The following is a 24,627-nucleotide window of genomic DNA, read 5'->3' as shown; positions in this document are numbered from 1 at the left end:
TATAACTATATATACTTCCAAAAGAGAGCAATTCTGTTTTTAAAACCCAATATAGAGGTAAGTATGTTACAATTTTGCCAACTTTGGTACATACAAACTCTACAGCAAAACGCTGTTCAGAGAGAATCAAAAATATAAAGAAGACAAAATAATGGATAAAGAAGCTTACCTTATTAGTAGACTTAATTCAAAATATGTGGGGGATGATGCTGCGATCATAGGGAATACTCTCTACAGCATGGATGCTTTCTTTGAGGATACACACTTTAAAAGAGAGTGGATGAGTATGTCGCAGATAGGCCGCAAGGCGATGCTGATCAATCTTTCTGATGCAGTTGCCATGAATGCCTATCCGAAATACGCACTTGTAACGGTTTCCCTTCCCAAAGAGCTGAGTATCACTGAGATCGATGAACTGATGCAGAGTATGGAGCAGACAGCAGGTGAGTACGGCTGTGAGATCATCGGAGGCGATACGATAGGCGGAGAGAAACTGCACCTGAGTATTACTATAGTTTCCGAGAGTAAAAATCCTCTTTTGCGCAAAGGGCTGAAAGAGGGTGATCTGCTTGCATTTACCGGTACGCTGGGTGAAAGCAAAAGGGATCTGGATATACTTTTGGAAGGCGGGAGAGTAGATCCCGGTTCACGATTTTACGAACCGGTGCTCAGAGCCGACTTTGTCTATAAGGCACGACCGTTCCTGCGTGTAGGGATGGATATTTCAGACGGACTCTACTGTGACACGAACAAGCTTCTTGATATGAATGAATATGGGTTTGATATATTAGATAATATTAGCGATGATGTCGGCTTTAGCGGAGAAGAGTACGAGATGCTTGTCGGCTTTAAAAAAGAGCATTTGAGTACGTTGGAAGCTATTGCCAGAGAGACAGATACACCTTTAAATGTATTTGCCGAAGTTGTCAGGAATGATGAACGTTTTCCCTGTAAAAGCCACCATTTCCTGTAGCTACTTCCAGCGCTTTGACATCTTTCTTTCAAGTGCCGACTTTACCTTTTTCATCAGTTGCTCGGCTTCTTCTCCGACGAGAAAGGTCCCTTTGAACTGACGCTCTGTGTTTTGTATGTAGCGGCTAAAAGCCATTCTCTCTTTTTCTGTTTCAGGTGTTTGCCATAAAAAGCGCATGCCGCTCTCTTTATCAAAGCTTTTTTCGGCAGTCTCTATGTATATTTCGCTTGAAATCAATTTTAGTGTACCCGATGGCTGCACTTCATACTTCATGATACGTGCACCGTAAGGTACGTCGTAAATACGTCCCTGACGATCCCAGAAACTGTAAAGTGTGATGGTGGTACCGTTGATCTCGTAGTGCCCGTTTTCAATACTTTTGGCACTGCATGAGCCCGTTTTGTCATAAAGGGTCAGACTAAAGAGGTGTTTAAGATCATTATTCCGTTCTTCCCTGTAGAACTTCAGGACCGTACCTTTGCTGTCATAAATATCGTAATCCTCTGTGACAATGGTGAAGTCATGGTTGTTGATGGTGACGTGTTCGAGTTTCGCTTCTGAAAAGAGCTGTGTGATAAAAAGAAACAGTATCAAGAAAGCTTTCATTATATGAATATGTCCTTAAAATAGTTTACAGATATATAAGTATAGCCTGTGTGTTATCTATTTTCTATGAGATCAGCACTTTGGTACGCAGAGGTGTGCGAGTGCTGTGGGGTATTCTCTCATTTCACAGAGTATTTCAGCTTGTTTGCTTACCGCATCTTCTTTGATCTGTTTCATCTTTTCTGGTACAACGGGCTTGCAAGAGGAAGGTTCAAGCAGTCCTGATTTTACAAGATCATCGAGAATGGCATAGGACATATCGATAGTCGAAGAGACCTTGACGATCTCACATCGTGCATAGTGTGGTGCAGGAAATGCCACCTCTGCAACACGCAGTGTGGGGTCGTTTCCGGGGATCTGTTGTGCACCAAATAGCGGCTTGGAGCCTACTTTTGCCGAAGCGAAAGAGGGGATGAATTGAGAGAGATGCCTAATGGCTTTTCGTGTACGTTCTATCGTCTCTTCCTCTTTCCATGCATATTCTATTTTCTCTATAAACTTCTGCGGAAGCTGAGGCTGACAGCTCAGCGGTGTGCTTGCAACCAGTCCTCCCTCATAGAGTGTGATATCCTTGGTCATACCGTGGAGCTGGAAATAGCCCTGGGGATAGGGAGTGAACTGTCCCATACCCCTTGGTGTTCCACGCTCTCCCTGGAAGATGATCTCCGGCCAGAGATGATCCTCTTCACACTCCCATTGACTGACATAGGCAGCTTTGAATTCTACCATACGCTCACAGGGTACACCTATCATATCATCTATCTTGCCTGTCTGGTAGCCTGCTGCATTGATCAGGTAGTCAAATCTCTCTTCTTTTTTTCCCTTCTGGTCTATGGAGTGGATACGCCAGAGCCCATTCTCTTTTTCTATTTTTGTGACTGAAGTAGAAAGACGCAGATCGACATGAGTGTCGGCTTCCAAAGAGAGCAGCAGCCTTGCACCGATACGAAAGAGGTTGAGCCCGTACTCCTGGACCAGAATGACCGGGAACTGTATCTTCTCCAGGTCGGTCTCTTTTGCAAAAGGGATCATCCATTCATCAAGTGTTTCAGGGTGCCTGAGACTCTTTTTTTCTCTGAGTGCTTCTATCTCAGACTTCTCATAGAGTTTGAAATAGACGGACGGATCGTTCAGTACGCGGTTCTCTGCATCCTCCTTGATGAGTGCTTCATAGTATGCCTGAAGCTTTTGCAGGCGCGGCAGCAGGTGTTCTGTGCTTCTGCTGCAATATGTAGGCAGTGCAATAACGGTAGGACGGTGATCGACCCCGTGCGGGTAGAGTCTGGCAAAGTCAATAGACTGTTTTAAAAGTGTCAGGCACTGCTCATCGGATATCTCCGGATAGAGATTGCCTCCGGCATGCAGGTGGCAGAAAGGCGGACCGCTGACAAGGCTGGGTGCCTTTTCAAAGAGAGTGACACTGAGGCCTGCATTTGCCAGAAAAAGGGCAGCTGTACTTCCTGCGATTCCTCCGCCTACAATGGCAATGTTGGTTTTGTTTTCTTTCATTGTCTTCCTTGAAAAGATCGTTGCTGTTTTCAGGTTTAGCTAAAACAGTTCTGAAATATTTGAAAAATCATTGACAACAGCATCAGGTTCATAGATGCTGATCTCTTCTCCGTAATTATAGCCGTAAGTGACACCTATGCTCTGCATCCCGCATGCATTGGCGGCCAAAATGTCATTTTTGGAGTCGCCCACCATAACGCACGATTCTACTGTAAGGCCCAGCAGATCACACATATGCAGCAGCGGCATCGGGTCGGGTTTTTTCTTTGGCAGTGAATCTCCGCCCAGGTATGTTTCGAACAGGTCATCAAACCCAAGCCCTTTGAGTATAGGTTCTACAAACTGTTCGGGTTTGTTGGTGATGATGGTCAGTCTGTACCCTCTGCTTTTGAGCGCTTCCAGTGTCTCAACGACATGGGGGTAGGGACGGGTTGCCTTGCAGAGATGTTTGCCGTAGGCTTCCAAAAAGATGGTATGAGCCTTTTTAAAATATGTTTCGTCAATACGCTCATTCTCTACCTCTCTTCTGCCAAGCAGTGCACGTTTGACCAGGGTCTGTGCGCCGTTGCCTACCCAGTAACGGATGGTATCTTCACTGAATGTCTCTTTTCCCAGAATGGTCAGCATCTCATTTACTGCCAGTGCCAGATCAGGCACACTGTCTATGAGCGTACCGTCAAGGTCGAAGAAGATCGCTTTTTTGTTTCTAAATTTCAAGATATTTCCTTATCTAAATCATAAGGCTGAGTATACATAAAATGGATTGCAGTATTCTTAATGAGAGTTTTTTTTGGGGGTGATTTTTTTGTGGTTACCCTTTGAAACCATAATATTCTCCGTATTCTCACGAGCAACCATAAAGGGATCGCCCCTGTAGATGCAGACAAAATTCCAACACAGACCGTAGGGTTACCCCTTCATTTTATACTTTATACTCTTATATTTATATTTTTATCATATTATATAAGATATTCTCTCCAAAACTCTATTAAATAAAGTTTTGTTTTAATATTTATTTGTTAATATTATAAAAATTTTATACTTGGAGTTGTACACATGAAAATAAAAAAGTTTTTATTGGCTCTTTTTATCAGTCCTCTGATTTTGTCTTCAGCATGGTCACTTACCTTGACAGACACTTGCGACTACAGCATTGTAAGTGATACTGACTACAGTACAATGGTAAGTAACTATGAACAGAGCAAACTTTTGCTGACATCATCTCAGAACCTTTTAAGTATTTCAAATCAGTTGGTGAATAATTCATCAACCGCAAATACTGAATATATCAATGCGATGCTGAGACTCTCAGATGATATTGGTAAGATGGCTGACCGTATTGGTGAGATGGCAGACAGAATTGTAGCTACAGAGTTGCAAATAGGGATAATGGCAGATAGAATTCTCGAGACCCAAAAGCTGCAAAATGAAAATATAGCGCTTACACAGGCAAACATCCTAAAAGCACAGGAAAACTTTAACAGCCTTCTTATTGCTTTGGCACAGTAGTGCCACTGTTGAGTTTAAGATACGCTTCATTAAAGGTTTTTAAAACACTTGGCTTGTTCCATATCTCCCGATATAGAACAAAGAAACCATAACATCCTCTACATTCACGGGTAACCATAAAGGGATCGCCCCTGCAGATTCCAAGACAGACCGTAGGGTTACCCTTCATTGTTAAAATACTTGAAGAGACATCCCACTGACGTTTGAGCCCAGTAAATTATCGCTAAGTAATTTATTGGCTATTATGCTTTTTGTTGGATGTTCGCCTTATCAGTCAAGCTTCTCTTGTGCGCAAAAGTATGTGGTATATACTCACTCTTATAAGATTGAGCTATAACATTTTGTTTTATTTTTGTGGATGAAGTTTGTGGATTATAATTAACCTGAACTATTTTCTTTCCTTTTGATTTAAGATATTTTTCCACGGCTTTATTATGTGGGTTGTCTCCCCAATCCTCTCCAATAACAAAAATATCAATATCTAACTCTTTACAGGCTGATACATATTCAAGTTCATGATATGCACGTACATCATCTACGCACTTTAGAGCTTTAAGCATCTGCATTCTTTGCTCTAAAGAGATAACTGGAACATTGGGTTTGTAAGAGTTTACCACTTTATCAGAAGCGACCCCCACAATAAAAGTATCACCCAATGTTTTACAATATTCCAACAAAGCCAAATGACCTACATGTAACAAATCAAATGTACCAACAGTATATACAACCATAATCTAATCTCCTTTGGTAAATAACTGACTTTGTACAATATCACATAGATAGTGGCTTTAATAATATTTAATTACGAGGCATTTTTTGAGTCATGGCTTTAAACTATGACAATTAAAGTGTAACGATGTCATCAAAATATTATTAAGGTCATCCCTTGGAGAAAACGAGAGAGCATTTACTATGAGTGCAATATAGTATATAAGTTCAATTTATAATATAATTTACGATATAATACCATTTTTATTCCAAATATTTGGCATTATTAAAAAAGTTTACTATACGTACTTAAATTAAAGGACCTCAATTTATGCCAAAAAAAAACTCTACGACCAGAGAAACACTGCAACCAACGATTTTATCTTATCTCAATGATCTTCCAAATCTTTTATCACTTTCAGGATTGGCCTGTACTGTATTAGCTATCTATTTTAGTATTAAGGGTCTTTACGGAGCCGCTATGATTGGTATGGTTTGGGCTGTTGCTTTTGATTGGGCTGATGGATTGGTTGCTAGAAAACTAAAAGGCAGAACAGCTACTGATGCTAAATTTGGCGGACAACTTGATGTTGTGATAGATATAGTAAGTTATGGGGTAACTCCTGCTATTTTGCTTTTAAGTTATGGAAAGTTTGAGCCTATATATTTAATAGGAGCATTTGTAATGTTGGCAGCCGCAGCTGTTCGTCTCAGTTATTTTAGCACTTATGGATTAGCAGGCGGTACAAAATATACAGGACTTGCTCTTGACAATAATAGTTTAATTTTGGTTTTTGTATTTTTATTTGAAGGCTTTTTTACTCATGGGGCTTTTTCTGTAGTTTTATATATTACTGGAGTTGGTCTGGCTGTTTTAAATATATCTGAAATTAAAACACCAAAACTTTCAGGAAACCCCAGAAATGTCTATTTACTTGGGGCTTATACTTTAGGAATCACAGCTATTTATGGTTCAAAACTTCTATAAAAAGTAATTCAAAAAAAGGAAACAAAATAAAATATAGGAGAATAGAGGGGCAGTCGCCATCTCATATTTGATCCCTGGCATTGGCGCACACCATAATTATCCTCCACATTATGGAGCAACCACAAGGGATCGCCCCTACAGATGCAAACAAAATTTCAAGACATCCGCAGTCTCACCCAGATTTAAATCCGGGAGAAACGGGGCAGGGGATTTGTTAGTTCCTTTGAATTAACTCATGATCTTCAATGCAAGGTATGGGACGATATTAAACATTATTATGGCAACCTTGTATTGTCCCAAATACTGAAAGTATGCAAGTTGTACATCGTTCTCGTTCAAATCAAACATTTTGGCGTGGATACGTGAAACTGGGCGGCGAATGGCAATGATTAAAACTGACGACAGTATCAGTAACCCAATATTGATCACAGAGCACCAGCCAAGAAATTCTCTTATTGCTTCGATTGTGCTCATATTTTTCCTTTTTTATTTTAGAGTTAACTATTGCTCTGATTTGTTAGTATATGCCCTTTCAACAGTTTTTGCAATAACAGCTCTTCTACATTTTGTCTTGAGTCAAAAATAGCCATAATATAAACAGTATCATTTTCAATTTTATACATAATTCTCCAAGGTTGAACAATGAGTTCTCTGTAAATAGTGATACCTTCTTTTTGAAGTTCAGGTACTATTCTACCTTGTAATGGAAACAAATTGCTAGATTGTGCTTTTTCTCTTATTTGTCCATACACTTTTCTTGCAGCATTTTTGTTATCTTTTTTAATGTAATCAACAATATTCAAAAGGTCTTCTTTTGCATTTGAAGTCCACTGAATTTTGTAGGTTTTACTCATTTTCTAAGAGCTCTTCAACAGCATTAAAAACATCCTCTTCCGAATGCAAATTTCCATTCCTGGTATCTTCCTCTGCAAATGAAAGAAGCTTCATGATAGCAAGAGCATTTTTCATATCTTCATAGCTTTTTGGGTCTTGTATTACAGCTTTAGCCTCACCGTTTTGTGTGATTATCATAGGTCTATGGGTTTCATTGATATATTTTAGAACATCAGCTGTTTTGCTTTTGAGATAGGTAACAGGTTTTATATCATTTACAATGTGCATAAATTCTCCTTCAGTCTTTTTATTGTACCGAATTAAGACTGAATTTGCAAATGTGATGCTAACGGGGTTGCTTGCTCCTTCCGCTCTGTTTTGTTATCTTTAATCACTCGATCAAGTGAAAAACCAAATATAGATGAAGTGCCTTTTAAAAGTAATCTATCTCCTATATGTATATTGTCGTAAATATCTTTATTTATACAGAATCCCTTTACTGTTTTATCTGTTGTGTATATATAAGTTAAGCAACGCTTTTCTCTATTCGTTTTTTTACTAACTATTACGCTCTTAGTTGATTCTTTGGCAACTAGTTTATGCATAATAGATGGTATAGATATATGAATTAAAATTGATAGCAGTATAGGTATGCCTATTAAAATTGACATAAAAGTTTTTATATTTCTTTTTTGATTTTTGTAATGAAACCCTTTTGAAATTATACTATCTTTATCAGAGACTTTTTTTATGGTAAGTATGGTTATAAAAATAATCAATACTTTATCCCAATGATAAATAAACAAACCAGGATTCACAAAAATTGAATTAAAAAAACCTATTATAAATATGAGTAAAAACAATAAAAACAATAAAATCAAAGTCATAGCTACTTTTTTCAATTTAATCCCCCATTGTCGTGGCAAGCGAAGCGTTCGAGACAACGACTGAGGGTATAAGCAGCATGAAGGGGAGTCTATATAGCATTAGCATCGCCTGAACCCTGTATCATAGGTGTTTAATGTAGTTGAAATTATCCCCAGCCATTGTTTTCTTCATTCCAATCGTAAATTATGATTATTTGTTCAAGCTCGTATATCGCACAAAATAAGTCACCATATAGTTTTTTATCGCTGAAATCACCTAAACTTTTCACTATTGAATTATTAACTAAAAACTCATGTGCAATGTGATTTCGATGAGTTACTACACTACTAAGGAGCGTTATAAAGTCCTGACGTAGCCCCTTTTTCTCAAGCTCATTTTTGACTCGTCCTAATGTCCATTTTTCTATCGACTCAAATGAAAATTCATACTTTATAGAGAGTAAACCCTTTAATCCAAACTCCAATATCTGAGCTTTTCCCATAAATATTGCGTATTGTTCTAAATTACTAAAATTTTTATAACTCTCAACTTTTTCTTGGACTAATCTTTTTATTTCTGAATCTGATAATGATAAATTATTTTCCACTTGATATACCTCCATAGTTTAATGTTCGCCTAACGGTTGAGTTCACCTGCATTTTGGAGCGTAGCGGAAAAATGTCAAGTGCAATGATTTGTTATCTGTTTTCCTTGCAACAAGTTAATAATTTCACTTGATAGTTTTGCAAGTAAAGTCGCAGAGTCGATTCCTCCACTCAAGAGTATAATTGTCGTCTTATTGTGTTCTGTATTCTTCATATAATCTTTTCCACGATTCTGAAATCTCATTTCTAAAAGGTTCTTTTTCTACTCTTGGAATAAAATCGCCAAAATTATCTTCGTATGCTTTAAAGTTACCACAGTATCTGCAAAATTCCTCTAATTGCTGTTTTAATCTATCATTAGTTATTTCAGTCAATTTTGGGATAGCTGTATTTTTATTGAAAATTCTATCAATTCCACCTGCAACTGCACAGGCATAATACCCATTTTTATTTAAGCCAATACCACAATAACTAGTAACCCAACAACCTTTTTTAAAGTCTGCCTCCTTGAATTTATCATCATCAATCGGTGCATCATTAAATGGTGAAAAATACTCCACCACTCTATCTGTTTTATAGGAACCATAATCAATGCGAACATTTTTGTATTTTGCTCTAATATCTTCACATAAATTTCGTGATTTTTCATCATATCCGTTAGAGACAACTTGTAATATTGTTTTAGGAGATTGCTTTATGATATATTCATCATGAATATATGCTACAATCTTTTTGAATTCTGGATGTAAAGTTGGTTCACCACCAAGAATATTTATTAGTTCCCATTTTTTATTAGTAATTACAGATTCTTCTACAAATTGCTTAATATCTGAAAACTCAACAGATTCGGTTGTAGGTGCTTGTGTGCATGAACGGTTGCATCCTAAACACTTAAGATTGCACTCATATGTAATGTCTATTTCAACTTTATTTATATTGGGAAGAAAAGTTTTCCTTTCTTTGAATACATCCATTTTAGATAAAGGCGGGTTAGTTAATATCTCCGCAATACATTGTTCTTTTATGTCCCTATCATCATTTCTTTTTTCATAATCCCTTTCGTAATAATAATTAATATCATCTAACTGAATTGGTTGTTGAGCCATTTCTACAATTGGAACCATAAAAGCAAAATCATCACAAGTTTGTAGCCATTTGTTTTTATAAAGTTTTACTGATTCGCTTTTGTGTTTGAAATAAGGAAGTGGTATTGAATCAAAAAGATATTTCTTGAATGTTTTCAAATGTTGCCAAACATTACCTCCTGCTTTTCTTGGGTTTGCAAAGTTCACAGGATAACGATAATGTGGCTGTATCCTGTAAGTTTGATGAAAGCGACCTACTGAAACATCTGCATTGTAGGCATCATATTTTTCAGCAATTGTAGTTAATACCTTATTTCCTATCAAAGCGTCATCACCATCTAGCATTACAATTATTGAGTCAGGGTTCGACACATAATAATGAATCGCAGTGTACACATTTTCCATGCGTGTAGAGCGGTTTCTTTTTTTTATGAAAGTAACCTTATGTAAATAAGGTTTGATTAAACTATCAATAAAATAAGGGAGTCCGTTATCAGAGTTATCATCTAAAAGAATAATTCCAAAATCACTTGTATTTTGAGCCATTAAGGAACACCACATTCTTAGAAATCGATCAATACTAACATTTCTAAAACACGAAACCACTATGATTTTTTCATTCCTTTTGGGAATTGACCAATCATACAATGAACCTTCTACATCAAACTTTCCATATTGAGAATTAGGTAAAATATTTTGTTCTACTGCATCTAAAATAGTTAGCCATGCATACGGTTCTTGTTTTCGATAATTTTGTGGATGAATATAAAAACTGCGATGGTCTCCACCTCGAATGGAAACTTTTTTGCTTACTTTTTGTTTTTCCAATAATGATCGTTGCCACGTTAATTTGAGTTTTCCATTCTTTCCGACAGAGTTTGGCAAGGGAAGCAAATTATATATTCTTTCTTTATGCAATAATCCCATCCGAACCTCTGGAACAAATCCGCCATTTTCAAATCCAAAATAGTCGTTAGTTTCTTTATTTGGAATATTAAAACCTACCGAAATAACATTTTCATTTTTATCAAACTCAGATAACATATCGGCAAGAAATGAATGTTGATAGTCTTTTCGACCAATCAATACATCAGAGTCCATTTGCAGAATATAATCTCCTTTACATTGTTCAAAAGCATATAGCTGAGGGGCTAAAGGGGCATTGCTAATTGTATGAGATTCTGCTGTATCTATGTCAAACCATCGTTTATTTAATTCTTTAGTTTTGGATTTGTCGAAAATGATATATCTGTCAATAACATTATTTTCTTTGAGCTTCTCGACTTTATCAAGTAGCGCTTTCAGTGTTCCTTTACTATTAAATTCTCGAAGATAATTCTCTTCTTTTGTATCAATGGAAACCACTACTTCATAAAATGAATTTGGAGAGGATAACTGCTTTACAATATGTTTTATATTTTCTTCGATAGTTGCAGTATCTTGGGGGCAGGTTTTTATAAGCAGTGTCACTTTTTTATCAATAGGTGTAATTTCTTTATAGCCTACTCGTAAATTTATAGGCTCAAAATAATTATCACTATTCAATTTATAACCATCAAAATAGATTCCTGTTAAATATTTATTGTCTTTGATTTTAGAGAAGAATATGTTCTCCAAATTGTCATTGATGTTGATTTGTTCCTGAATTTTATTTTTTACAGAGTTTTCAAAAAGGGTAAAGTGCTTTGATTCTTCAAAAATGATGTTAGTAAAAACTCGATTTACAAAAACACGCAATCCTTTCAGCTCTGGTAGTTCAAAATTATTGATAGCACTTCGTTTTAGTTTTTGAAACTCTGCGTATGTATATTTACTATAATAATTAGCATACAAATACATTCTTGCACACATATTTAAAAACAAATTATCATTATACTCTTTACCATCTAAATCAATGATTTTTATGACTCCTCCGACTCGAATACAGTTCTCTGGTTTAGAGTCTAAAATAATTATTTTTTGTTGCCAAAGCTCAGTTAGTATGCTAATAGCTTCGTATTCTGTATAAAAGCTGCATTTTTCTCCTTTTTCAAAAGGATATTTTATAATGATGGTTTCTTTTGTTTTTATTAGCTCAATGCAATACAAATGTTTTAAGTCCTTAGATAGATTTACAAAAAAGGATTTTCTTCTGTAAGCAATTTCAAAATCAAATGTATTGTTGTTTATTGGCAGAAGAACCTTATATACACTTTTTGTGTCAGTAAAAACCACTCCTTCATGCCCGACTCCCAGATATTCAACAGATTTAATACCTTGTTTTAACAGGATATCTTTTGCTTTTTTTATTCTTTTATGATGTTTAAAAAACTCATAAAGTTCCTTTCTGCTTTCTTTAAAGAGATTTGCTTTTTTATTTTTGGTGGTAGTATGTCCATCTAACGAGTAAATAGAATAAATCAAACTTTGATCAATTTGAATATTTAGATTTTCTTTTTGAAGAAGAAGCAATACTGTAAACCAATGGTCTTCTGCACTTAATTTTTTTGGATACTCTGTCTTTATAAATGGTTTTATGAAAGTATTACAGGAAGGAAGTTCTGCTTTGGGATTCCCTTCTGTTATTTCTAATAGTTGTCGTAAAAGATATTCCTCTTGTAATAGTTTTTTACTTGGTTTATTTTCCCACTCTAAAACAACACCGTTTTTAACCTGCTTATTACCGCATATTAAAACATCAAAATTTGTTTCATCATACAATTTTTCAATCTGACTAATTGTTTTATCATTGTAAATCACATCATCAGCATCAAGTCTGCCAATTAGTATGCAATTAGGATAGTTTATTCGTGCATATTTGTTCAAATAATTTCTGACTAAATATGTTTTGCCAAAATTCACATTAAGTAAAACAATATTAGGATTTTTAGAAGCAATTTCTTTTAGTATCGTTTCTGAATTGTCAGTTGAGTTATCGTTTCCTATTAATAAAATAATTTCACGTTTTGTATTAGTTTGTTTTAACACAGAAATGACCGCTTTTTTCACAGTCTTTTCTGAATTTTTTAAGGGCATACAAATTACTATCTGTTCGGTGGAGTATAATTGAAACATTTCTTTGCTCTCGATAATGATTTTAAATAGGCTTCTTCTGAAAAATAGTGTTTGTATTTCTTATAGAATAAATCCAAGCCCTGTTGTTTTCTTGGGATGTCATTGTTCACTTTTTGTCTTTTATGATTATAGTGAATTACTCCGATTTTTTCGATAACTTCAATTTTAGTCAATTCATTCTTCAAAAGGAAGCGAATCATTAAGTCTCTATCAGTTGTATTTGGTAATGCCTCATCAAAACCACCAATATCAACAAAGTTTTGTGATTTAAAAAACATATTACTTCCCTGAACACCTGGGTTACCGATAAAGAAATTTTCAGCGGTCAAACATTCTTTTGTCAAATCTACATTCATAGTTGATTTTTCATTATTATACCAAATCAATCGCTGAAACACTGCGACAGAGTCAGACTTTATTGCTGAAACACATTCTGACAAATGATTAGGTAAATACTCGTCATCATCATCCAAAATACTTATAAAACCATTAGGGGAGATATAGTTTGCTTCAAAAATGCCTGTATTCCATGCACCAGTTCCAGACATAAATTGGGTTCGTCTGTTCTTTATTACAGTTGTTGGAAAATCAGTAGGATTAAGATTTAATTTGTTTCTTAGAAAGTCAACTTGTTTTTGGACTTTAACAAACTCAGACTTGTCTTTATTATCGTCAACTACTATTACACTCCATTCCGATTTGTTAATTCCATCTTGATTGTAAACAGAAAGCAAACTTCGATTAATCAACCAATCTGTTCTTTTTTGTGAGGTGGCTATGATTACAGAGAAATTCATTTTGTCCTTCTTACAGATAACGGGGAGAAACGGGGAGAGGTCAGGTGACAATAACAACTCATCGCCTACTCCTCTTCACTACACCATACACAGCCTGTTGTGATATACCCAATACTTTAGCAATCATATGCTGAGAATAGCCTTGTTCTATGGCTTGGAGAATTACTTTGTTTCGCTGTTTTATATCGGTGATATTTTGAAAAAGTTCTCTCAAATCCTCTTCTTTTGGTCTTTTATCTACATTGGGAGCCTCTATCAATGATGATGCTCTCTTAAGCTCTTGGAGTTGTGAGGTATCTACTGGATTGGTTAAAAAAGCTTCTATGGCTTCTTTGTCATCCTGATACTGCTCTACTACCCATGAATCTTTCAGACATTCCGGTATCTCTTTTTCTAAAAAGTAATGATAGCTACTGTAAGGATATGCTTCTAACGTTTTAACAATATTGGCTTTAAGGGGATTTTGTTCTATGTAGCACATGAGAGTATAAAGGTAAGCTTCATCAGTCACATACCATGATTTGTATCTTCCTTGCCATAAGTGTCCGGTTCTTCTGTTCTTTTTATTGAAGTAGATAGAGTAGTTCATATTCAATTGTCGCATGAACTTTGAGAGATTCTCTCTGGAGATCTCTATAAGTAGATGATAGTGGTTGGACATAAGACAATAGTTATGAATAGTAATACCGAAGCTTTTAGCATAAAAACACATCAACTCTTCGAACTGTTCATAGTCAGCAGGTTCCTCAAAGACCTTTCTTTGTTCTACACCTCTGTTAATGATATGGTATTTCCCTGCTAACTCAATACGAGGTTTACGTGGCATACTATCCCTCCTTGTGTATTAGAAGAAAAGTATAGCAGAGGTTTTATTGGATTGTCATTGTCACCTGACCCCCTTGATCCAGTATCTGTTGGTGTCGAACTACTGCCACCTCCACAACCAGATAATGCTAAAATTATCGTTGAGCTTAAACTCATCACTAAAGAATTGATTTTTTTCATTTTTTCCCTTCATTTTGATTTTATAAATAGCCTGATTATCATGCAAGCTTGATATAACGGGGGCGCGGGTGAACGGCTACCGAATATGAAAACATGTTTTCAGATTTGGTAGATCGTTCCTCCCGCTTGTTGCCTGGCGCTGATGCGCCGGGCGACCAGCGGGTGTTCAACCCGCGCCCCCGTTGCCTCGGTAAGCGAAGCGTCCGAGGCAACGGCTGAGTTGAGAAATATTTGAGCCGCTAGGGTCAAATATTTCTCTCCAATGATTTGTTATGTTTTTCTTGTAAGTTGCCACTCTCTTGCTTGTTCTTTATTTTTAAATATAGCCATTGCAGTATTCATCATATCAAATCCTAATTTAGAATAAAACTGTTCTTTTCCCGGATATGAATATAAGATAATTTTATTATGACCTTTTGATAACTCAATAAGTTTATTAACTATTTTTTTCCCAATACCTTGACCTTTATATTTGGGATGTATTGCTACATCACAAATATATGAACAATCAATTCCATCTGCTAAAGCTCTACCAACTCCAATGAGTATGTTATCGGAATAGACAAAACATTTAAACATACTGTTAGAAAATACAGTTTTTAAATCATTTGGTTTCTTATCTCCAAGTGGTGCTATTTTATATAAATTTGATAATTCATTCCAGTTAATATTATCACTATTGTATATCCATTTTAAATTCAATTTGTTTATCCTTTGTAAACATAACGGGGGCGCGGGTGAACGGCTACCGAATATGAAAACATGTTTTCAGATTTGGTAGATCGTTCCTCCCGCTTGTTGCCTGGCGCTGATGCGCCGGGCGACCAGCGGGTGTTCAACCCGCGCCCCCGTTGCCTCGGTAAGCGAAGCGTCCGAGGCAACTATTTATTCAAGGAACATTATAGGCATTTTACCCTTAAAACACATGATTAACAGCGCACCAAAAATGTCCGTTAAAAATCAAAAATATGTCATATTGTCATATTTTTGCCCTGTTTTCTGAAAATATCTTACAATTATAAAAATGGTTTATGTCCTTTTTGACCGAAATAAGCCATTAACAGGACATTTTGTCTGTTAAATGGAGATATAGGGCATTAACGGACATTATGTCTTTTTAATTTTTGGAGAGAACAATGCAGAAACCAAAGAGAAAACTACTTGATATGGTAAGAGATAAGATCCGTTTGAAGCATTATAGTCTTTCAACTGAGAGAACCTATATTCATTGGATCAAACACTACATCTTTTTTCATAATAAGAAGCATCCCATTGAAATGGGCAAAGAGGAGATAGAACAGTTTCTTACTTTTCTTGCTGTGCAGAAAAAAGTTTCGCCTACTACGCAAAACCAAGCCTTTGCCGCTATCTTGTTTCTTTATAAAGAAGTTCTGGGTGTAGACATGAGCACTTGGAATATACAAGCTCTCAGAGCTCAAGAGAGAAAACATATTCCACAGGTATTGACGAAAGATGAAGTGCAAAAGGTCATAGCAGAACTTACAGGAATTTATCAGCTTATTGTTCAAGTGATGTATGGCTGTGGACTTCGTATGCAAGAGGCCCTTAACCTTCGCATAAAAGATGTAGATTTCGGGTTTGACAAAGTCTATATTTGGGATAGTAAAAGCCTTAAAGACAGAACAGTACCGCTACCGCAAGTGTTAAAGCAAAGGCTTAAGGCACAAGTGGAGTATGTAGAACAGCTTCATGCTAAAGATGTATCAGACGGTTTCGGTTCTGTGTATCTGCCGTATTCTTTGGAGCGTAAATATCCCAATGCAAAGTTTGAAACAAAATGGCAATTTCTCTTTCCTATGCGAAATGTAGCTAAAGATCCTCGCAGTGGAGTGATACGCAGACATCATATCCATGAAAAAACATTGGGGCGGAATATTAAGCAGGCAGCAATAAAAGCAAGCGTGCACAAGCGGGTGACTTCACATATATTCAGACATTCGTATGCAACGCATCTCTTGCAAAACGGTATCGACCTGGGGGGAGAGGTCAGGTGACAATAACAACTCATCGCCTACTCCTCTTCACTACACCATACACAGCCTGTTGTGATATACCCAATACTTTAGCAATCATATGCTGAGAATAGCCTTGTTCTATGGCTTGGAGAATTACTTTGTTTCGCTGTTTTATATCGGTGATATTTTGAAAAAGTTCTCTCAAATCCTCTTCTTTTGGTCTTTTATCTACATTGGGAGCCTCTATCAATGATGATGCTCTCTTAAGCTCTTGGAGTTGTGAGGTATCTACTGGATTGGTTAAAAAAGCTTCTATGGCTTCTTTGTCATCCTGATACTGCTCTACTACCCATGAATCTTTCAGACATTCCGGTATCTCTTTTTCTAAAAAGTAATGATAGCTACTGTAAGGATATGCTTCTAACGTTTTAACAATATTGGCTTTAAGGGGATTTTGTTCTATGTAGCACATGAGAGTATAAAGGTAAGCTTCATCAGTCACATACCATGATTTGTATCTTCCTTGCCATAAGTGTCCGGTTCTTCTGTTCTTTTTATTGAAGTAGATAGAGTAGTTCATATTCAATTGTCGCATGAACTTTGAGAGATTCTCTCTGGAGATCTCTATAAGTAGATGATAGTGGTTGGACATAAGACAATAGTTATGAATAGTAATACCGAAGCTTTTAGCATAAAAACACATCAACTCTTCGAACTGTTCATAGTCAGCAGGTTCCTCAAAGACCTTTCTTTGTTCTACACCTCTGTTAATGATATGGTATTTCCCTGCTAACTCAATACGAGGTTTACGTGGCATACTATCCCTCCTTGTGTATTAGAAGAAAAGTATAGCAGAGGTTTTATTGGATTGTCATTGTCACCTCGTATAATAAAAATGTAGCATTTTAGCTACCATACAAATGAGAGTTTGTTGGGTGTAATACATCGGATGTCACCGAAGCGGTTATGCGTATAAATCATAACTAGCTTGAGGGTCAGTTAGATAGTTGCACTATAAGCTTGAGTGGTAACAAAATCAGTAAATGCAGTTTTATAAAGTTAAACATTTCTTTAGAAAATTGGCAAATGCTAGATTGTATTTTACGAGGTCAAGTTATGTGTGGCTGATGCTACAGTTTTCACACAGAGGTTGTCCTCTGTGCTAACGAGCTCTCTAAATTACTTTAAAGGCTCTCAAATGTATTCTATCGGATTAGATATCTCCAAGTCAAGCGTCAATGTGTATGTACCGCTGGGAAAGTTGGATTTAGAAATAGCAAATACAGACAAAGCATTCAAATCACTCTACTCCAAACTTAAAAAACTTTATAAAAAAGAGATAGAGAAGGTGGTGTTTGTCTTCGAATCCACTGGAAGCTACTCTGCTTTACTGTACCGTTTCTGTGCCCAAAAAGGCATTATGGCTTATATGCCAAACCCAAAACAAGCCAGAAACTTTGCCAAAGCTATTGCACAGAGAAACAAAAGTGACAAGATAGATGCAAGGGTGCTTTCAGAAGCCATTGTAGTTGCAAAAGAAAATGAGATAAAAGTACCGACCATAGATCCCTTGGTTGAAGAGATAAAAGAGTTTATGGTTTATTACAGACTTAAGGTCAAACAGCGCACACAGCTTTCAAATCATTTGGAATCGCTTAGTACCAAAGAAGGAAGTAAGACACTCTGTCGTACTATCAAAGCAGAGATAAAAGCACTAAAGAAAAGTGAAGACAAAATAATAGAACAAGTCTATGCCATCATAGAAAAAAGCAAAAACCTCAAAGAAAAATATAATGCCATTACCTCCATAGACGGTATAGGTAAAATAGGAGGTATTGTGATGCTTCATCTGTTTATCAAATATCCTCATGCCAACCAAAGACAAATTGTCTCCCTTGCAGGACTTGACCCAGTGATGAGAGAATCAGGTACTTCAATCAAAGGACAAACGCGTATCTCAAAAGCAGGCAACAGGCTCTATCGTGGGACACTCTTTATGGCTGCGATGGCTTCAACCAAGCACAATGAAAAAATGAAAGCATTTTATGAGCGACTTAAAGCCAATGGTAAACACACAACACAAGCACAAATTGCAGTGATAAGAAAACTTATTGTCGTGGCACACTCTTTATATAAAAGTGGCGAAGTGTATAATAAAAACCGCTACAAAATAAGCACAGGAGTACAGCTAAAAGCATAGAATACATTCTTTTGGTAAAAACTGGTAGAATTGTTATGTTTTTTTAGGGATTTTTAAGGTGGTAACTGACCCCCTTGATCCTATACCCCATTATTGCAAAGTAAAGAACAATAATCATTGGTTCATATTTGTTTTTCAATTTCTTCATATATTTGTTTACCTAACGGTTGACTTGAGAAATAAATGCCTTTCAATCAGTTTTTCAAGTCTTGTAAATTTTTTTGCTAGATAAGTTTTATTTGTCTTTAAAAATTGTCGAGGGCATTTATTTCTCTCCAAGGTTTTGTTATACTTTAGTTTTTCAAATATTGCTCCATACTTTCTTCTATTAAAATTTTATCTTCATTAGTCAAAGCTTTGTTTTTTGCTTTATTAAAAACTTCTCTTCCCCAAGATTTATCATTAAAAAAAGGTATATTTGATAATGTTTTATCTGATATATGTGCTGCAATATTAAATAAATCATCACTTGAATAGTCATCATCTTTTTCTATCATATTGATTGTATAAATTAAGATTTTTTTAGCCTCTTTTTGGTTGGTTTGATATGTAATTTTTGACATCTTTATGAGCGATTGTATATCATATGTATTTTTATAATTATCAATACATATTTTTGCAGCCCACTCCTTATCATCAAGAAAATTTTCATCAAAAACTCTTTGTGCAATTAGCAGATAATCGCCATCATCATAACTATCTTCTATCTTTATACTTTTTTCAAACCAAATTCTCCCATTTGATTTATCGTTTAGTAAATCTTTATGAGAATATATGGTTGCAATCTCTATATAATCACTTCCATAGTCTAAGTTATTTTTAATATTATCAAGTAGCTTAATTGCCCATTTTTTATCATTTAACACATGAGTATGTGCAATAAGTTTTATTACTTCAATAATATTAGAAGTATTAGAAGATATAGATAATGCTTTTTCTATTGCCATTTTAGATATATTTTTATCATTAATATCATCTTCATCTGCTACATTGTCAGCAATCGCCAATAGATCATCAATATCATCAGTTTGATTAATAGCTTGTAAATATAATTCTTTTGCCCAAACCTTATCATTTAATTGACTTTTATCCGCAACTTGTCTAGCAATATTATACAAACCTTGTGTTCCATATTCTATATCAGACTTTTCAAGAGCTTTTTTAAAAAGTTCTCTTCCCCATTCTTTATCAGACAATACATCATTATGGCAAACATATGTTGCAATTTCACAATAATCTTCACTATCTTCTGCAATTTTTAATGCCTGATTTATGATAATTTTTTGTTCATTTTGACTTAATTGCTTATTTTTAAATATTTTTTTTAATAGTTCTTTAACAGTTTTATTTTGCATTAGTTATCTCCATTTTCAGGGGCAAGGGCAGGGTCAGGTGACAATGACAACTCATCGCCTACTCCTCTTCACTACACCATACACAGCCTGTTGTGATATACCCAATACTTTAGCAATCATATGCTGAGAATAGCCTTGTTCTATGGCTTGGAGAATTACTTTGTTTCGCTGTTTTGTGTCGGTGATATTTTGAAAAAGTTCTCTCAAATCCTCTTCTTTTCTCATTCCATATCCTGATATAGAACAAATAAACTACGTCATCTTCCACATTATGGGGCAACCACAAGGGATCGCCCCTACAGATGCAAACAAAATTTAAAGACATACCAAAGGTATATCCACATAAAACCTCCTGTTGAAACCCGGATAAGATGATGCAGTCTAAAAGAAATTATTTTGTATTGAAAGCGATAAGATTCTGTTAGACATCTAACCCCATTTTGGCTAAAATACCCTCATCAAAACATTCAAAGGTGCCCATGAAACTCATCTACCCCCTTAACGTCAAGAACGAATTTGTCTTCAACTCCTCACCGCGTGATTTTACCGTTGAGGAGATACCCCTGTATGAGTTTACGGGGGAGGGGGAGCATCTGGTTCTTAAAGTGCGAAAGAAAGAGATGACCACATGGGAGATGCTTGATGCCGTCTCCGGACATGTGGGCATCCGCCGCCGAGATATAGGGTATGCCGGGCTCAAAGACAAGCATGCGATGACCATACAGTACATCTCTCTCCCTGCCAAGTTTGAAGAGAAACTCTCCTCCTTCTCCCATGAGAAGATAAAGATACTCGATACCACACGTCACAACAACAAGATACGCGTAGGGCACCTTAAGGGCAACCGTTTTGAGATCCGTCTTAAAAAGGTGCTTGGAGTACAGAAAGACAAGCTTGACTCCGTCTTGAAGTGGATCAAACAAAACGGCGTTCCCAACTACTTTGGCAACCAGCGCTTCGGTACCAACGGGAATAACTGGGAAGACGGGAAGAAGCTTCTTGATGGAACGCTGAAGATGCGTGACAGGAAGACCAGGGAGTTTCTTATGGGCTCTTACCAGAGTTATCTTTTTAACAAATGGCTCATCAAACGTATGGAGCTCAACCTCCTGCTTGAGAAGTTCACCGAAGCAGAGACGGAACAGGTGATGGGACTGCCGGAAGGCTCACTGAAAGGTGTCGGGAAACAGCCGGGCTTTTACAAACTGCTTGAAGGTGATCTGATGATGCACTACCCGTACGGCAGGCTCTTTGAGGTAGAAGACCTTGAAACAGAAGCGGAACGTTTTGCCACCAAGGACATTGCCCCCACAGGGCTCATTCCCGGCAGCAAGACCAAACGGGCAGGCGGTCTGGCCGGCTATTTCGAACAAATGTTCGATGAGGAGATGAAGCTTTTTGGTGCCAGACGCTATGCATGGATACAGGTCACAGAGGTCAAAAAGAGGTATATTGAAGAGAAAGCGCACTATGAACTGAGCTTTGTACTTCCCAAAGGCTCGTATGCGACTAATGTGCTGGATGTGTTGAGAGGAGAAGCACTCTAAGTTTTTTCATTTTGTGAATGTGACGCTTTTTTACCTGTTTTTTTTAAAAAAAGTAGAGAAGAGAGCTTTTATGTGTTACCAATTTTTATATGGGCACCTCTAATAACCCCATATGCTCATAACATTGCCGGCTTTGTTCTAGGCAAGGCACACTTTACAGACCTAGCCGTAGCTAAGTCGAAAAAGTGTAACGCCGCATAGGGCAAAGCCGGCATTGCCCAAAGGGGTGGGCTTTGCAGACGCGATCTTTCACAAGATGCTTCCATCGTCTTAGCTTTGGCTAGGACTTGAAAGCCTCTTGCAAAATCTCACATCTGCAAAACCCATTATGGGCGTATGGGGTTATTAGAGGTGCCCATATGGATGTTTTATTAAATTTGCATTCCGGTATCGGGGATCATCAGAAACCTCTTCTGCCACCCATTCGGGTTTCTCAAACGGCTCATCTTCACACTCAAGCTCGATCTCTGCCACGATCAACCCTTCATTTTCCCCTTCGAAGATATCAAGTTCCCATGTATGTCCGGCATGCTCGATGAGATAGCGCTTCTTCTCGATGAAAGGCTTTATGCAGAGCTCCTGCAGCATCGCTTCGGCATCTGAAAGAGGGATGGCATACTCAAACTCCGAACGTGTCAGCCCTTTGGTTTTCCCTTTGAGGGTCAAAAATGCCTTCTCGTTGCTGATACGTACACGAACAGTCGTCTCCCCGCCTGAAATGTAACCCTGTTTGATCACTTTTGGTGCAGGAAGAGGCGGCAGTTTCTCTTTGTAGACCAGAAACTTGCGTTCGATCTCTTTTGACATTACTTCTGTTCTTTTTTACGGACAATATCGGCGCCAAGAGCAGCCAGTTTGCCTTCAAGGTTGTCATATCCGCGGTCAAGGTGGTAAATACGGCGAACATTGGTCGTTCCTTCTGCAACCAGTCCGGCAAGGACCAGTGCAGAACTTGCACGCAGATCTGTCGCCATTACATCTGCACCGTAGAGCTTTTCAACACCTTTGACCGCAGCGACATTGCCTTTCAGCCAGATATCCGCACCGAGACGGTTAAGCTCACTGACATGCATAAAGCGGTTCTCGAACAGTCTCTCTTCAATCAGACTCTCTCCCTCGGCTACTACAGCCAAAGCCATGAACTGTGCCTGCATATCGGTAGGGAAGCCCGGATACTCGACTGTGATCAGGTTGACCGGTCTGATCGTTTCGGCAGGGTAGATGGTGATGGTCTCTTCGCCAATATCAAAAGTAAAGCCCATAGATTCAAGTTTGTCAATAGACGCACGAATATGTTCCGCATTCACTTTTTCCAGTTTAATGCATGAGCGTGTGATCGCACCGGCACACAGATAGGTCCCTGCTTCTATACGGTCTGGGATGATCTCTACAGGAGGGAATACCAGAGGTTTCCCCCCTGTTCCTTCAACAGTGAGTTCTCCTGTACCGATACCTTCTATGCCGACACCGGCAGAGGCAAGCATCTCGCACAGTTGAATGATCTCCGGTTCTTTTGCAGCATTGATAATGGTGGTGGTACCTGTCGCAAGTGCAGCGGCCATCAACGTGTTTTCCGTTCCGCCTACAGTGATCTTGTCAAAGATGATCTTTGCACCTTTGAGACCTTCAGGTGCCATGGCGTGCACATACCCGCTTTTGATCTCGATCTGAGCACCCATTGCTTCCAACGCTTTAAGGTGCAGATCGATAGGACGCTGTCCTATAGCACATCCGCCGGGAAGACTCACTTCACATTCGCCAAAACGGGCAAGAAGGGGACCGAGTACCAGAATGGAAGCACGCATCTGCGAAACGATCTCATAGACCGCTTTGTGGGAGCTGATAGGGCCGTTGTCGATATGTGCGACCGTTCCCTCATGCTTGACCTCTCCGCCAAGCATGGTAAGAAGTTTGAGCAGTGTACGGATATCTACAACATTCGGGAGATTTGTCAGTGTAACTGGCTTGTCGCTCAGTATCGTTGCCGCGATCACGGGTAAAGCTGCATTTTTTGCACCGCTTATCGTGACACAGCCACTTAACTTTTTCCCGCCATTTATCTCTAGATAATCCATCCGAAACATCCTCATATATTATAGTAGACAGGATTTTATCCAAAGATAGGTTAAGAGGAGAAGAGAGACGCTGTATATTATAAAATATATGCCATTTAAACCATTTTTACATTAAAAAATAGAAAAATTGATATTATAGACTATAACTTTAAAGAGTCTATTATTAAATGTAGTGTACTATATTTTCTAATATATATTTATGGGGCGCGCAAATGCCCATATAAAGGGACAAGTATGTCAAGTAGTTTAGATAAGCTTAAAGAACTTACCAGTCGTTTGGAAGAGAAACTTGAACAGAAAGAGATACGGAAAGAAGAGTCTCAGGCAGAGAAAAAAGAGCCTGTTGTACCTGAAACAGAAACTGTTCCGAAAAAGCATAAAACGACAATAAAAAAAGCACAGTCTGAAGATGTTCGCCAGGCAAACATAGACCGGGTCAAAGAGCTTTATGAAAAACTGAGGATCTATGAAAAATCTCCGGACTTTGACAAAATTTTCATCTATAAAGCAATGAACCTTTCCGGGATCGGTCTGAAGGAAGAGGATTTTGGTCAGATTCGTGAAGGAAAATATATTCAGGTGATCGCCATTACCTATGAGCCGGATAAGAACGGTAAGAAAAAAGCCAAGAACATCTCTCTTGGGTATTTCGGAAAAGCGGAAACACTGGAGCAGAAACTCAAGAACGAGATCATTGAATTCGTCCTGCGCTGGCGTTATGAAAAAGCTTTCCAGAATGTTGAACACTATAAAGAACTCATAGAAAAGATCGACACTCCGTCCGATACACTCTTTTGATCCTTTCACCTTTCCGCAGGTAAGTATAGAGGGTTACTATCTGTCGTATCATTTCGTATAAATTCAGATCATTGCACCTGTCGATGTTAATCAAAAATTCGATACAATCAAGTTTCTGTTTTATACCACATATTTT

25 protein-coding genes are annotated in these 24,627 nt (G+C 37.4%); 7 read left to right on the top strand and 18 right to left on the bottom strand.

Features of this window, described 5'->3' with window-relative positions; genetic code table 11:
* Positions 1-151 precede the first annotated feature (151 nt).
* Positions 152-973, top strand: coding sequence for a thiamine-phosphate kinase (locus IMZ28_RS05730; RefSeq protein WP_197547638.1), 822 nt, complete (start codon positions 152-154; stop codon positions 971-973).
* Here IMZ28_RS05730 and IMZ28_RS05725 read toward each other — a convergent pair whose 3' ends face one another.
* From IMZ28_RS05725 to IMZ28_RS05715, 3 genes are all read right to left on the bottom strand, one after another.
* Positions 974-1,579: a hypothetical protein gene (locus IMZ28_RS05725; RefSeq protein WP_197547637.1), complete on the bottom strand. Its 606-nt coding sequence runs from the start codon at positions 1,577-1,579 to the stop codon at positions 974-976.
* A 72-nt stretch (positions 1,580-1,651) separates the two neighbouring features.
* Positions 1,652-3,088: an FAD-dependent oxidoreductase gene (locus IMZ28_RS05720; protein ID WP_197547636.1), complete on the bottom strand. Its 1,437-nt coding sequence runs from the start codon at positions 3,086-3,088 to the stop codon at positions 1,652-1,654.
* 39 nt (positions 3,089-3,127) lie between these two features.
* Positions 3,128-3,805 (bottom strand): phosphoglycolate phosphatase, encoded by a 678-nt coding sequence (locus tag IMZ28_RS05715; protein ID WP_197547635.1) that lies wholly within the window; start codon positions 3,803-3,805, stop codon positions 3,128-3,130.
* 339 nt (positions 3,806-4,144) lie between these two features.
* Here IMZ28_RS05715 and IMZ28_RS05710 point away from each other — a divergent pair, with 339 nt between their 5' ends.
* Positions 4,145-4,597 carry a hypothetical protein gene (locus IMZ28_RS05710; protein WP_197547634.1) on the top strand — a complete coding sequence of 151 codons (453 nt, stop codon included), beginning with the start codon at positions 4,145-4,147 and terminating at the stop codon, positions 4,595-4,597.
* Positions 4,598-4,839: 242 nt separating this feature from the next.
* Here IMZ28_RS05710 and IMZ28_RS05705 read toward each other — a convergent pair whose 3' ends face one another.
* On the bottom strand, positions 4,840-5,328 hold the full coding sequence (locus IMZ28_RS05705; protein WP_197547633.1) for an adenylyltransferase/cytidyltransferase family protein: 489 nt from the start codon (positions 5,326-5,328) through the stop codon (positions 4,840-4,842).
* A gap of 308 nt (positions 5,329-5,636) precedes the next feature.
* Between IMZ28_RS05705 and IMZ28_RS05700 the strand changes: the two genes are divergently transcribed.
* A complete protein-coding gene (locus IMZ28_RS05700) occupies positions 5,637-6,293 on the top strand; it encodes a CDP-alcohol phosphatidyltransferase family protein (protein ID WP_197547632.1) in 657 nt (218 codons plus the stop codon).
* Between the two features lie 228 nt (positions 6,294-6,521).
* On the opposite strand, the gene IMZ28_RS05695 is transcribed toward IMZ28_RS05700, so the two are convergent.
* The 9 genes from IMZ28_RS05695 to IMZ28_RS05655 all read right to left on the bottom strand — a co-directional run bounded on the left by IMZ28_RS05695 (position 6,522) and on the right by IMZ28_RS05655 (position 15,242).
* Positions 6,522-6,767 carry a DUF6868 family protein gene (locus IMZ28_RS05695; protein WP_197547631.1) on the bottom strand — a complete coding sequence of 82 codons (246 nt, stop codon included), beginning with the start codon at positions 6,765-6,767 and terminating at the stop codon, positions 6,522-6,524.
* Positions 6,768-6,790: 23 nt separating this feature from the next.
* Positions 6,791-7,147 carry a type II toxin-antitoxin system RelE/ParE family toxin gene (locus IMZ28_RS05690; protein ID WP_197547630.1) on the bottom strand — a complete coding sequence of 119 codons (357 nt, stop codon included), beginning with the start codon at positions 7,145-7,147 and terminating at the stop codon, positions 6,791-6,793.
* Positions 7,140-7,415 carry a type II toxin-antitoxin system Phd/YefM family antitoxin gene (locus IMZ28_RS05685; RefSeq protein WP_197547629.1) on the bottom strand — a complete coding sequence of 92 codons (276 nt, stop codon included), beginning with the start codon at positions 7,413-7,415 and terminating at the stop codon, positions 7,140-7,142. Before IMZ28_RS05685 ends, IMZ28_RS05690 begins: the two co-directional genes overlap by 8 nt.
* A 32-nt stretch (positions 7,416-7,447) precedes the next feature.
* A complete protein-coding gene (locus IMZ28_RS05680) occupies positions 7,448-8,029 on the bottom strand; it encodes a hypothetical protein (protein WP_197547628.1) in 582 nt (193 codons plus the stop codon).
* A gap of 131 nt (positions 8,030-8,160) precedes the next feature.
* Positions 8,161-8,601, bottom strand: coding sequence for a hypothetical protein (locus tag IMZ28_RS05675; RefSeq protein ID WP_197547627.1), 441 nt, complete (start codon positions 8,599-8,601; stop codon positions 8,161-8,163).
* Positions 8,602-8,790: 189 nt separating this feature from the next.
* Complete coding sequence (locus IMZ28_RS05670) at positions 8,791-12,699, bottom strand: glycosyltransferase (RefSeq protein WP_269472890.1); 3,909 nt, start codon at positions 12,697-12,699, stop codon at positions 8,791-8,793.
* A gap of 8 nt (positions 12,700-12,707) precedes the next feature.
* Positions 12,708-13,535, bottom strand: coding sequence for a glycosyltransferase family A protein (locus IMZ28_RS05665; protein ID WP_197547625.1), 828 nt, complete (start codon positions 13,533-13,535; stop codon positions 12,708-12,710).
* A 58-nt stretch (positions 13,536-13,593) separates the two neighbouring features.
* The gene (locus IMZ28_RS05660) at positions 13,594-14,361 is read right to left on the bottom strand and encodes a transposase (protein WP_197547622.1); all 768 of its coding nucleotides are present in this window, start codon (positions 14,359-14,361) and stop codon (positions 13,594-13,596) included.
* 449 nt (positions 14,362-14,810) lie between these two features.
* Positions 14,811-15,242 carry a GNAT family N-acetyltransferase gene (locus tag IMZ28_RS05655; RefSeq protein WP_197547624.1) on the bottom strand — a complete coding sequence of 144 codons (432 nt, stop codon included), beginning with the start codon at positions 15,240-15,242 and terminating at the stop codon, positions 14,811-14,813.
* A 434-nt stretch (positions 15,243-15,676) separates the two neighbouring features.
* Here IMZ28_RS05655 and IMZ28_RS05650 point away from each other — a divergent pair, with 434 nt between their 5' ends.
* Positions 15,677-16,555 (top strand): integron integrase, encoded by an 879-nt coding sequence (locus tag IMZ28_RS05650; protein ID WP_197547623.1) that lies wholly within the window; start codon positions 15,677-15,679, stop codon positions 16,553-16,555.
* Positions 16,556-16,565: 10 nt separating this feature from the next.
* On the opposite strand, the gene IMZ28_RS05645 is transcribed toward IMZ28_RS05650, so the two are convergent.
* Entirely contained in the window at positions 16,566-17,333 is a 768-nt protein-coding gene (locus tag IMZ28_RS05645) for a transposase (protein WP_197547622.1), read from the bottom strand.
* A gap of 381 nt (positions 17,334-17,714) precedes the next feature.
* Between IMZ28_RS05645 and IMZ28_RS05640 the strand changes: the two genes are divergently transcribed.
* On the top strand, positions 17,715-18,716 hold the full coding sequence (locus tag IMZ28_RS05640) for an IS110 family RNA-guided transposase (RefSeq protein WP_197547621.1): 1,002 nt from the start codon (positions 17,715-17,717) through the stop codon (positions 18,714-18,716).
* 293 nt (positions 18,717-19,009) lie between these two features.
* Here the strand turns inward: IMZ28_RS05640 and IMZ28_RS05635 are convergent, their stop codons facing one another.
* Complete coding sequence (locus IMZ28_RS05635; RefSeq protein ID WP_197547620.1) at positions 19,010-20,071, bottom strand: hypothetical protein; 1,062 nt, start codon at positions 20,069-20,071, stop codon at positions 19,010-19,012.
* A gap of 51 nt (positions 20,072-20,122) precedes the next feature.
* Positions 20,123-20,296, bottom strand: coding sequence for a helix-turn-helix domain-containing protein (locus IMZ28_RS05630; protein WP_197547619.1), 174 nt, complete (start codon positions 20,294-20,296; stop codon positions 20,123-20,125).
* Positions 20,297-20,550: 254 nt separating this feature from the next.
* Between IMZ28_RS05630 and truD the strand changes: the two genes are divergently transcribed.
* Complete coding sequence (gene truD, locus IMZ28_RS05625; RefSeq protein ID WP_197547618.1) at positions 20,551-21,618, top strand: tRNA pseudouridine(13) synthase TruD; 1,068 nt, start codon at positions 20,551-20,553, stop codon at positions 21,616-21,618.
* 345 nt (positions 21,619-21,963) lie between these two features.
* Here truD and IMZ28_RS05620 read toward each other — a convergent pair whose 3' ends face one another.
* Both IMZ28_RS05620 and murA read right to left on the bottom strand, forming a co-directional pair.
* Positions 21,964-22,425, bottom strand: a complete 462-nt coding sequence (locus IMZ28_RS05620) for a CYTH domain-containing protein (protein ID WP_197547617.1) — start codon at positions 22,423-22,425, stop codon at positions 21,964-21,966.
* A complete protein-coding gene (gene murA, locus IMZ28_RS05615) occupies positions 22,425-23,693 on the bottom strand; it encodes a UDP-N-acetylglucosamine 1-carboxyvinyltransferase (protein ID WP_197547616.1) in 1,269 nt (422 codons plus the stop codon). Before murA ends, IMZ28_RS05620 begins: the two co-directional genes overlap by 1 nt.
* A 234-nt stretch (positions 23,694-23,927) precedes the next feature.
* Here murA and IMZ28_RS05610 point away from each other — a divergent pair, with 234 nt between their 5' ends.
* Positions 23,928-24,491, top strand: a complete 564-nt coding sequence (locus IMZ28_RS05610; RefSeq protein ID WP_197547615.1) for a hypothetical protein — start codon at positions 23,928-23,930, stop codon at positions 24,489-24,491.
* Positions 24,492-24,627 lie beyond the last annotated feature (136 nt).

The sequence above is a fragment of the Sulfurovum indicum genome (assembly GCF_014931715.1).
Lineage (GTDB): Bacteria > Campylobacterota > Campylobacteria > Campylobacterales > Sulfurovaceae > Sulfurovum > Sulfurovum indicum.
Note: the sequence above shows the minus strand (reverse complement) of the source record. Positions and strands in the feature narration are given on the sequence as shown.

What these genes read in the sequence shown, in the direction of transcription:
- IMZ28_RS05730 (WP_197547638.1), top strand. Translation starts at nt 152, where the DNA reads ATGGATAAAGAAGCTTACCTTATTAGTAGACTTAATTCAAAATATGTG.
- IMZ28_RS05725 (WP_197547637.1), bottom strand. Translation starts at nt 1,579, where the DNA reads ATGAAAGCTTTCTTGATACTGTTTCTTTTTATCACACAGCTCTTTTCA.
- IMZ28_RS05720 (WP_197547636.1), bottom strand. Translation starts at nt 3,088, where the DNA reads ATGAAAGAAAACAAAACCAACATTGCCATTGTAGGCGGAGGAATCGCA.
- IMZ28_RS05710 (WP_197547634.1), top strand. Translation starts at nt 4,145, where the DNA reads ATGAAAATAAAAAAGTTTTTATTGGCTCTTTTTATCAGTCCTCTGATT.
- IMZ28_RS05705 (WP_197547633.1), bottom strand. Translation starts at nt 5,328, where the DNA reads ATGGTTGTATATACTGTTGGTACATTTGATTTGTTACATGTAGGTCAT.
- IMZ28_RS05700 (WP_197547632.1), top strand. Translation starts at nt 5,637, where the DNA reads ATGCCAAAAAAAAACTCTACGACCAGAGAAACACTGCAACCAACGATT.
- IMZ28_RS05695 (WP_197547631.1), bottom strand. Translation starts at nt 6,767, where the DNA reads ATGAGCACAATCGAAGCAATAAGAGAATTTCTTGGCTGGTGCTCTGTG.
- IMZ28_RS05690 (WP_197547630.1), bottom strand. Translation starts at nt 7,147, where the DNA reads ATGAGTAAAACCTACAAAATTCAGTGGACTTCAAATGCAAAAGAAGAC.
- IMZ28_RS05685 (WP_197547629.1), bottom strand. Translation starts at nt 7,415, where the DNA reads ATGCACATTGTAAATGATATAAAACCTGTTACCTATCTCAAAAGCAAA.
- IMZ28_RS05670 (WP_269472890.1), bottom strand. Translation starts at nt 12,699, where the DNA reads ATGCCCTTAAAAAATTCAGAAAAGACTGTGAAAAAAGCGGTCATTTCT.
- IMZ28_RS05665 (WP_197547625.1), bottom strand. Translation starts at nt 13,535, where the DNA reads ATGAATTTCTCTGTAATCATAGCCACCTCACAAAAAAGAACAGATTGG.
- IMZ28_RS05660 (WP_197547622.1), bottom strand. Translation starts at nt 14,361, where the DNA reads ATGCCACGTAAACCTCGTATTGAGTTAGCAGGGAAATACCATATCATT.
- IMZ28_RS05650 (WP_197547623.1), top strand. Translation starts at nt 15,677, where the DNA reads ATGCAGAAACCAAAGAGAAAACTACTTGATATGGTAAGAGATAAGATC.
- IMZ28_RS05645 (WP_197547622.1), bottom strand. Translation starts at nt 17,333, where the DNA reads ATGCCACGTAAACCTCGTATTGAGTTAGCAGGGAAATACCATATCATT.
- IMZ28_RS05640 (WP_197547621.1), top strand. Translation starts at nt 17,715, where the DNA reads ATGTATTCTATCGGATTAGATATCTCCAAGTCAAGCGTCAATGTGTAT.
- IMZ28_RS05635 (WP_197547620.1), bottom strand. Translation starts at nt 20,071, where the DNA reads ATGCAAAATAAAACTGTTAAAGAACTATTAAAAAAAATATTTAAAAAT.
- IMZ28_RS05630 (WP_197547619.1), bottom strand. Translation starts at nt 20,296, where the DNA reads ATGAGAAAAGAAGAGGATTTGAGAGAACTTTTTCAAAATATCACCGAC.
- truD (WP_197547618.1), top strand. Translation starts at nt 20,551, where the DNA reads ATGAAACTCATCTACCCCCTTAACGTCAAGAACGAATTTGTCTTCAAC.
- IMZ28_RS05620 (WP_197547617.1), bottom strand. Translation starts at nt 22,425, where the DNA reads ATGTCAAAAGAGATCGAACGCAAGTTTCTGGTCTACAAAGAGAAACTG.
- murA (WP_197547616.1), bottom strand. Translation starts at nt 23,693, where the DNA reads ATGGATTATCTAGAGATAAATGGCGGGAAAAAGTTAAGTGGCTGTGTC.
- IMZ28_RS05610 (WP_197547615.1), top strand. Translation starts at nt 23,928, where the DNA reads ATGTCAAGTAGTTTAGATAAGCTTAAAGAACTTACCAGTCGTTTGGAA.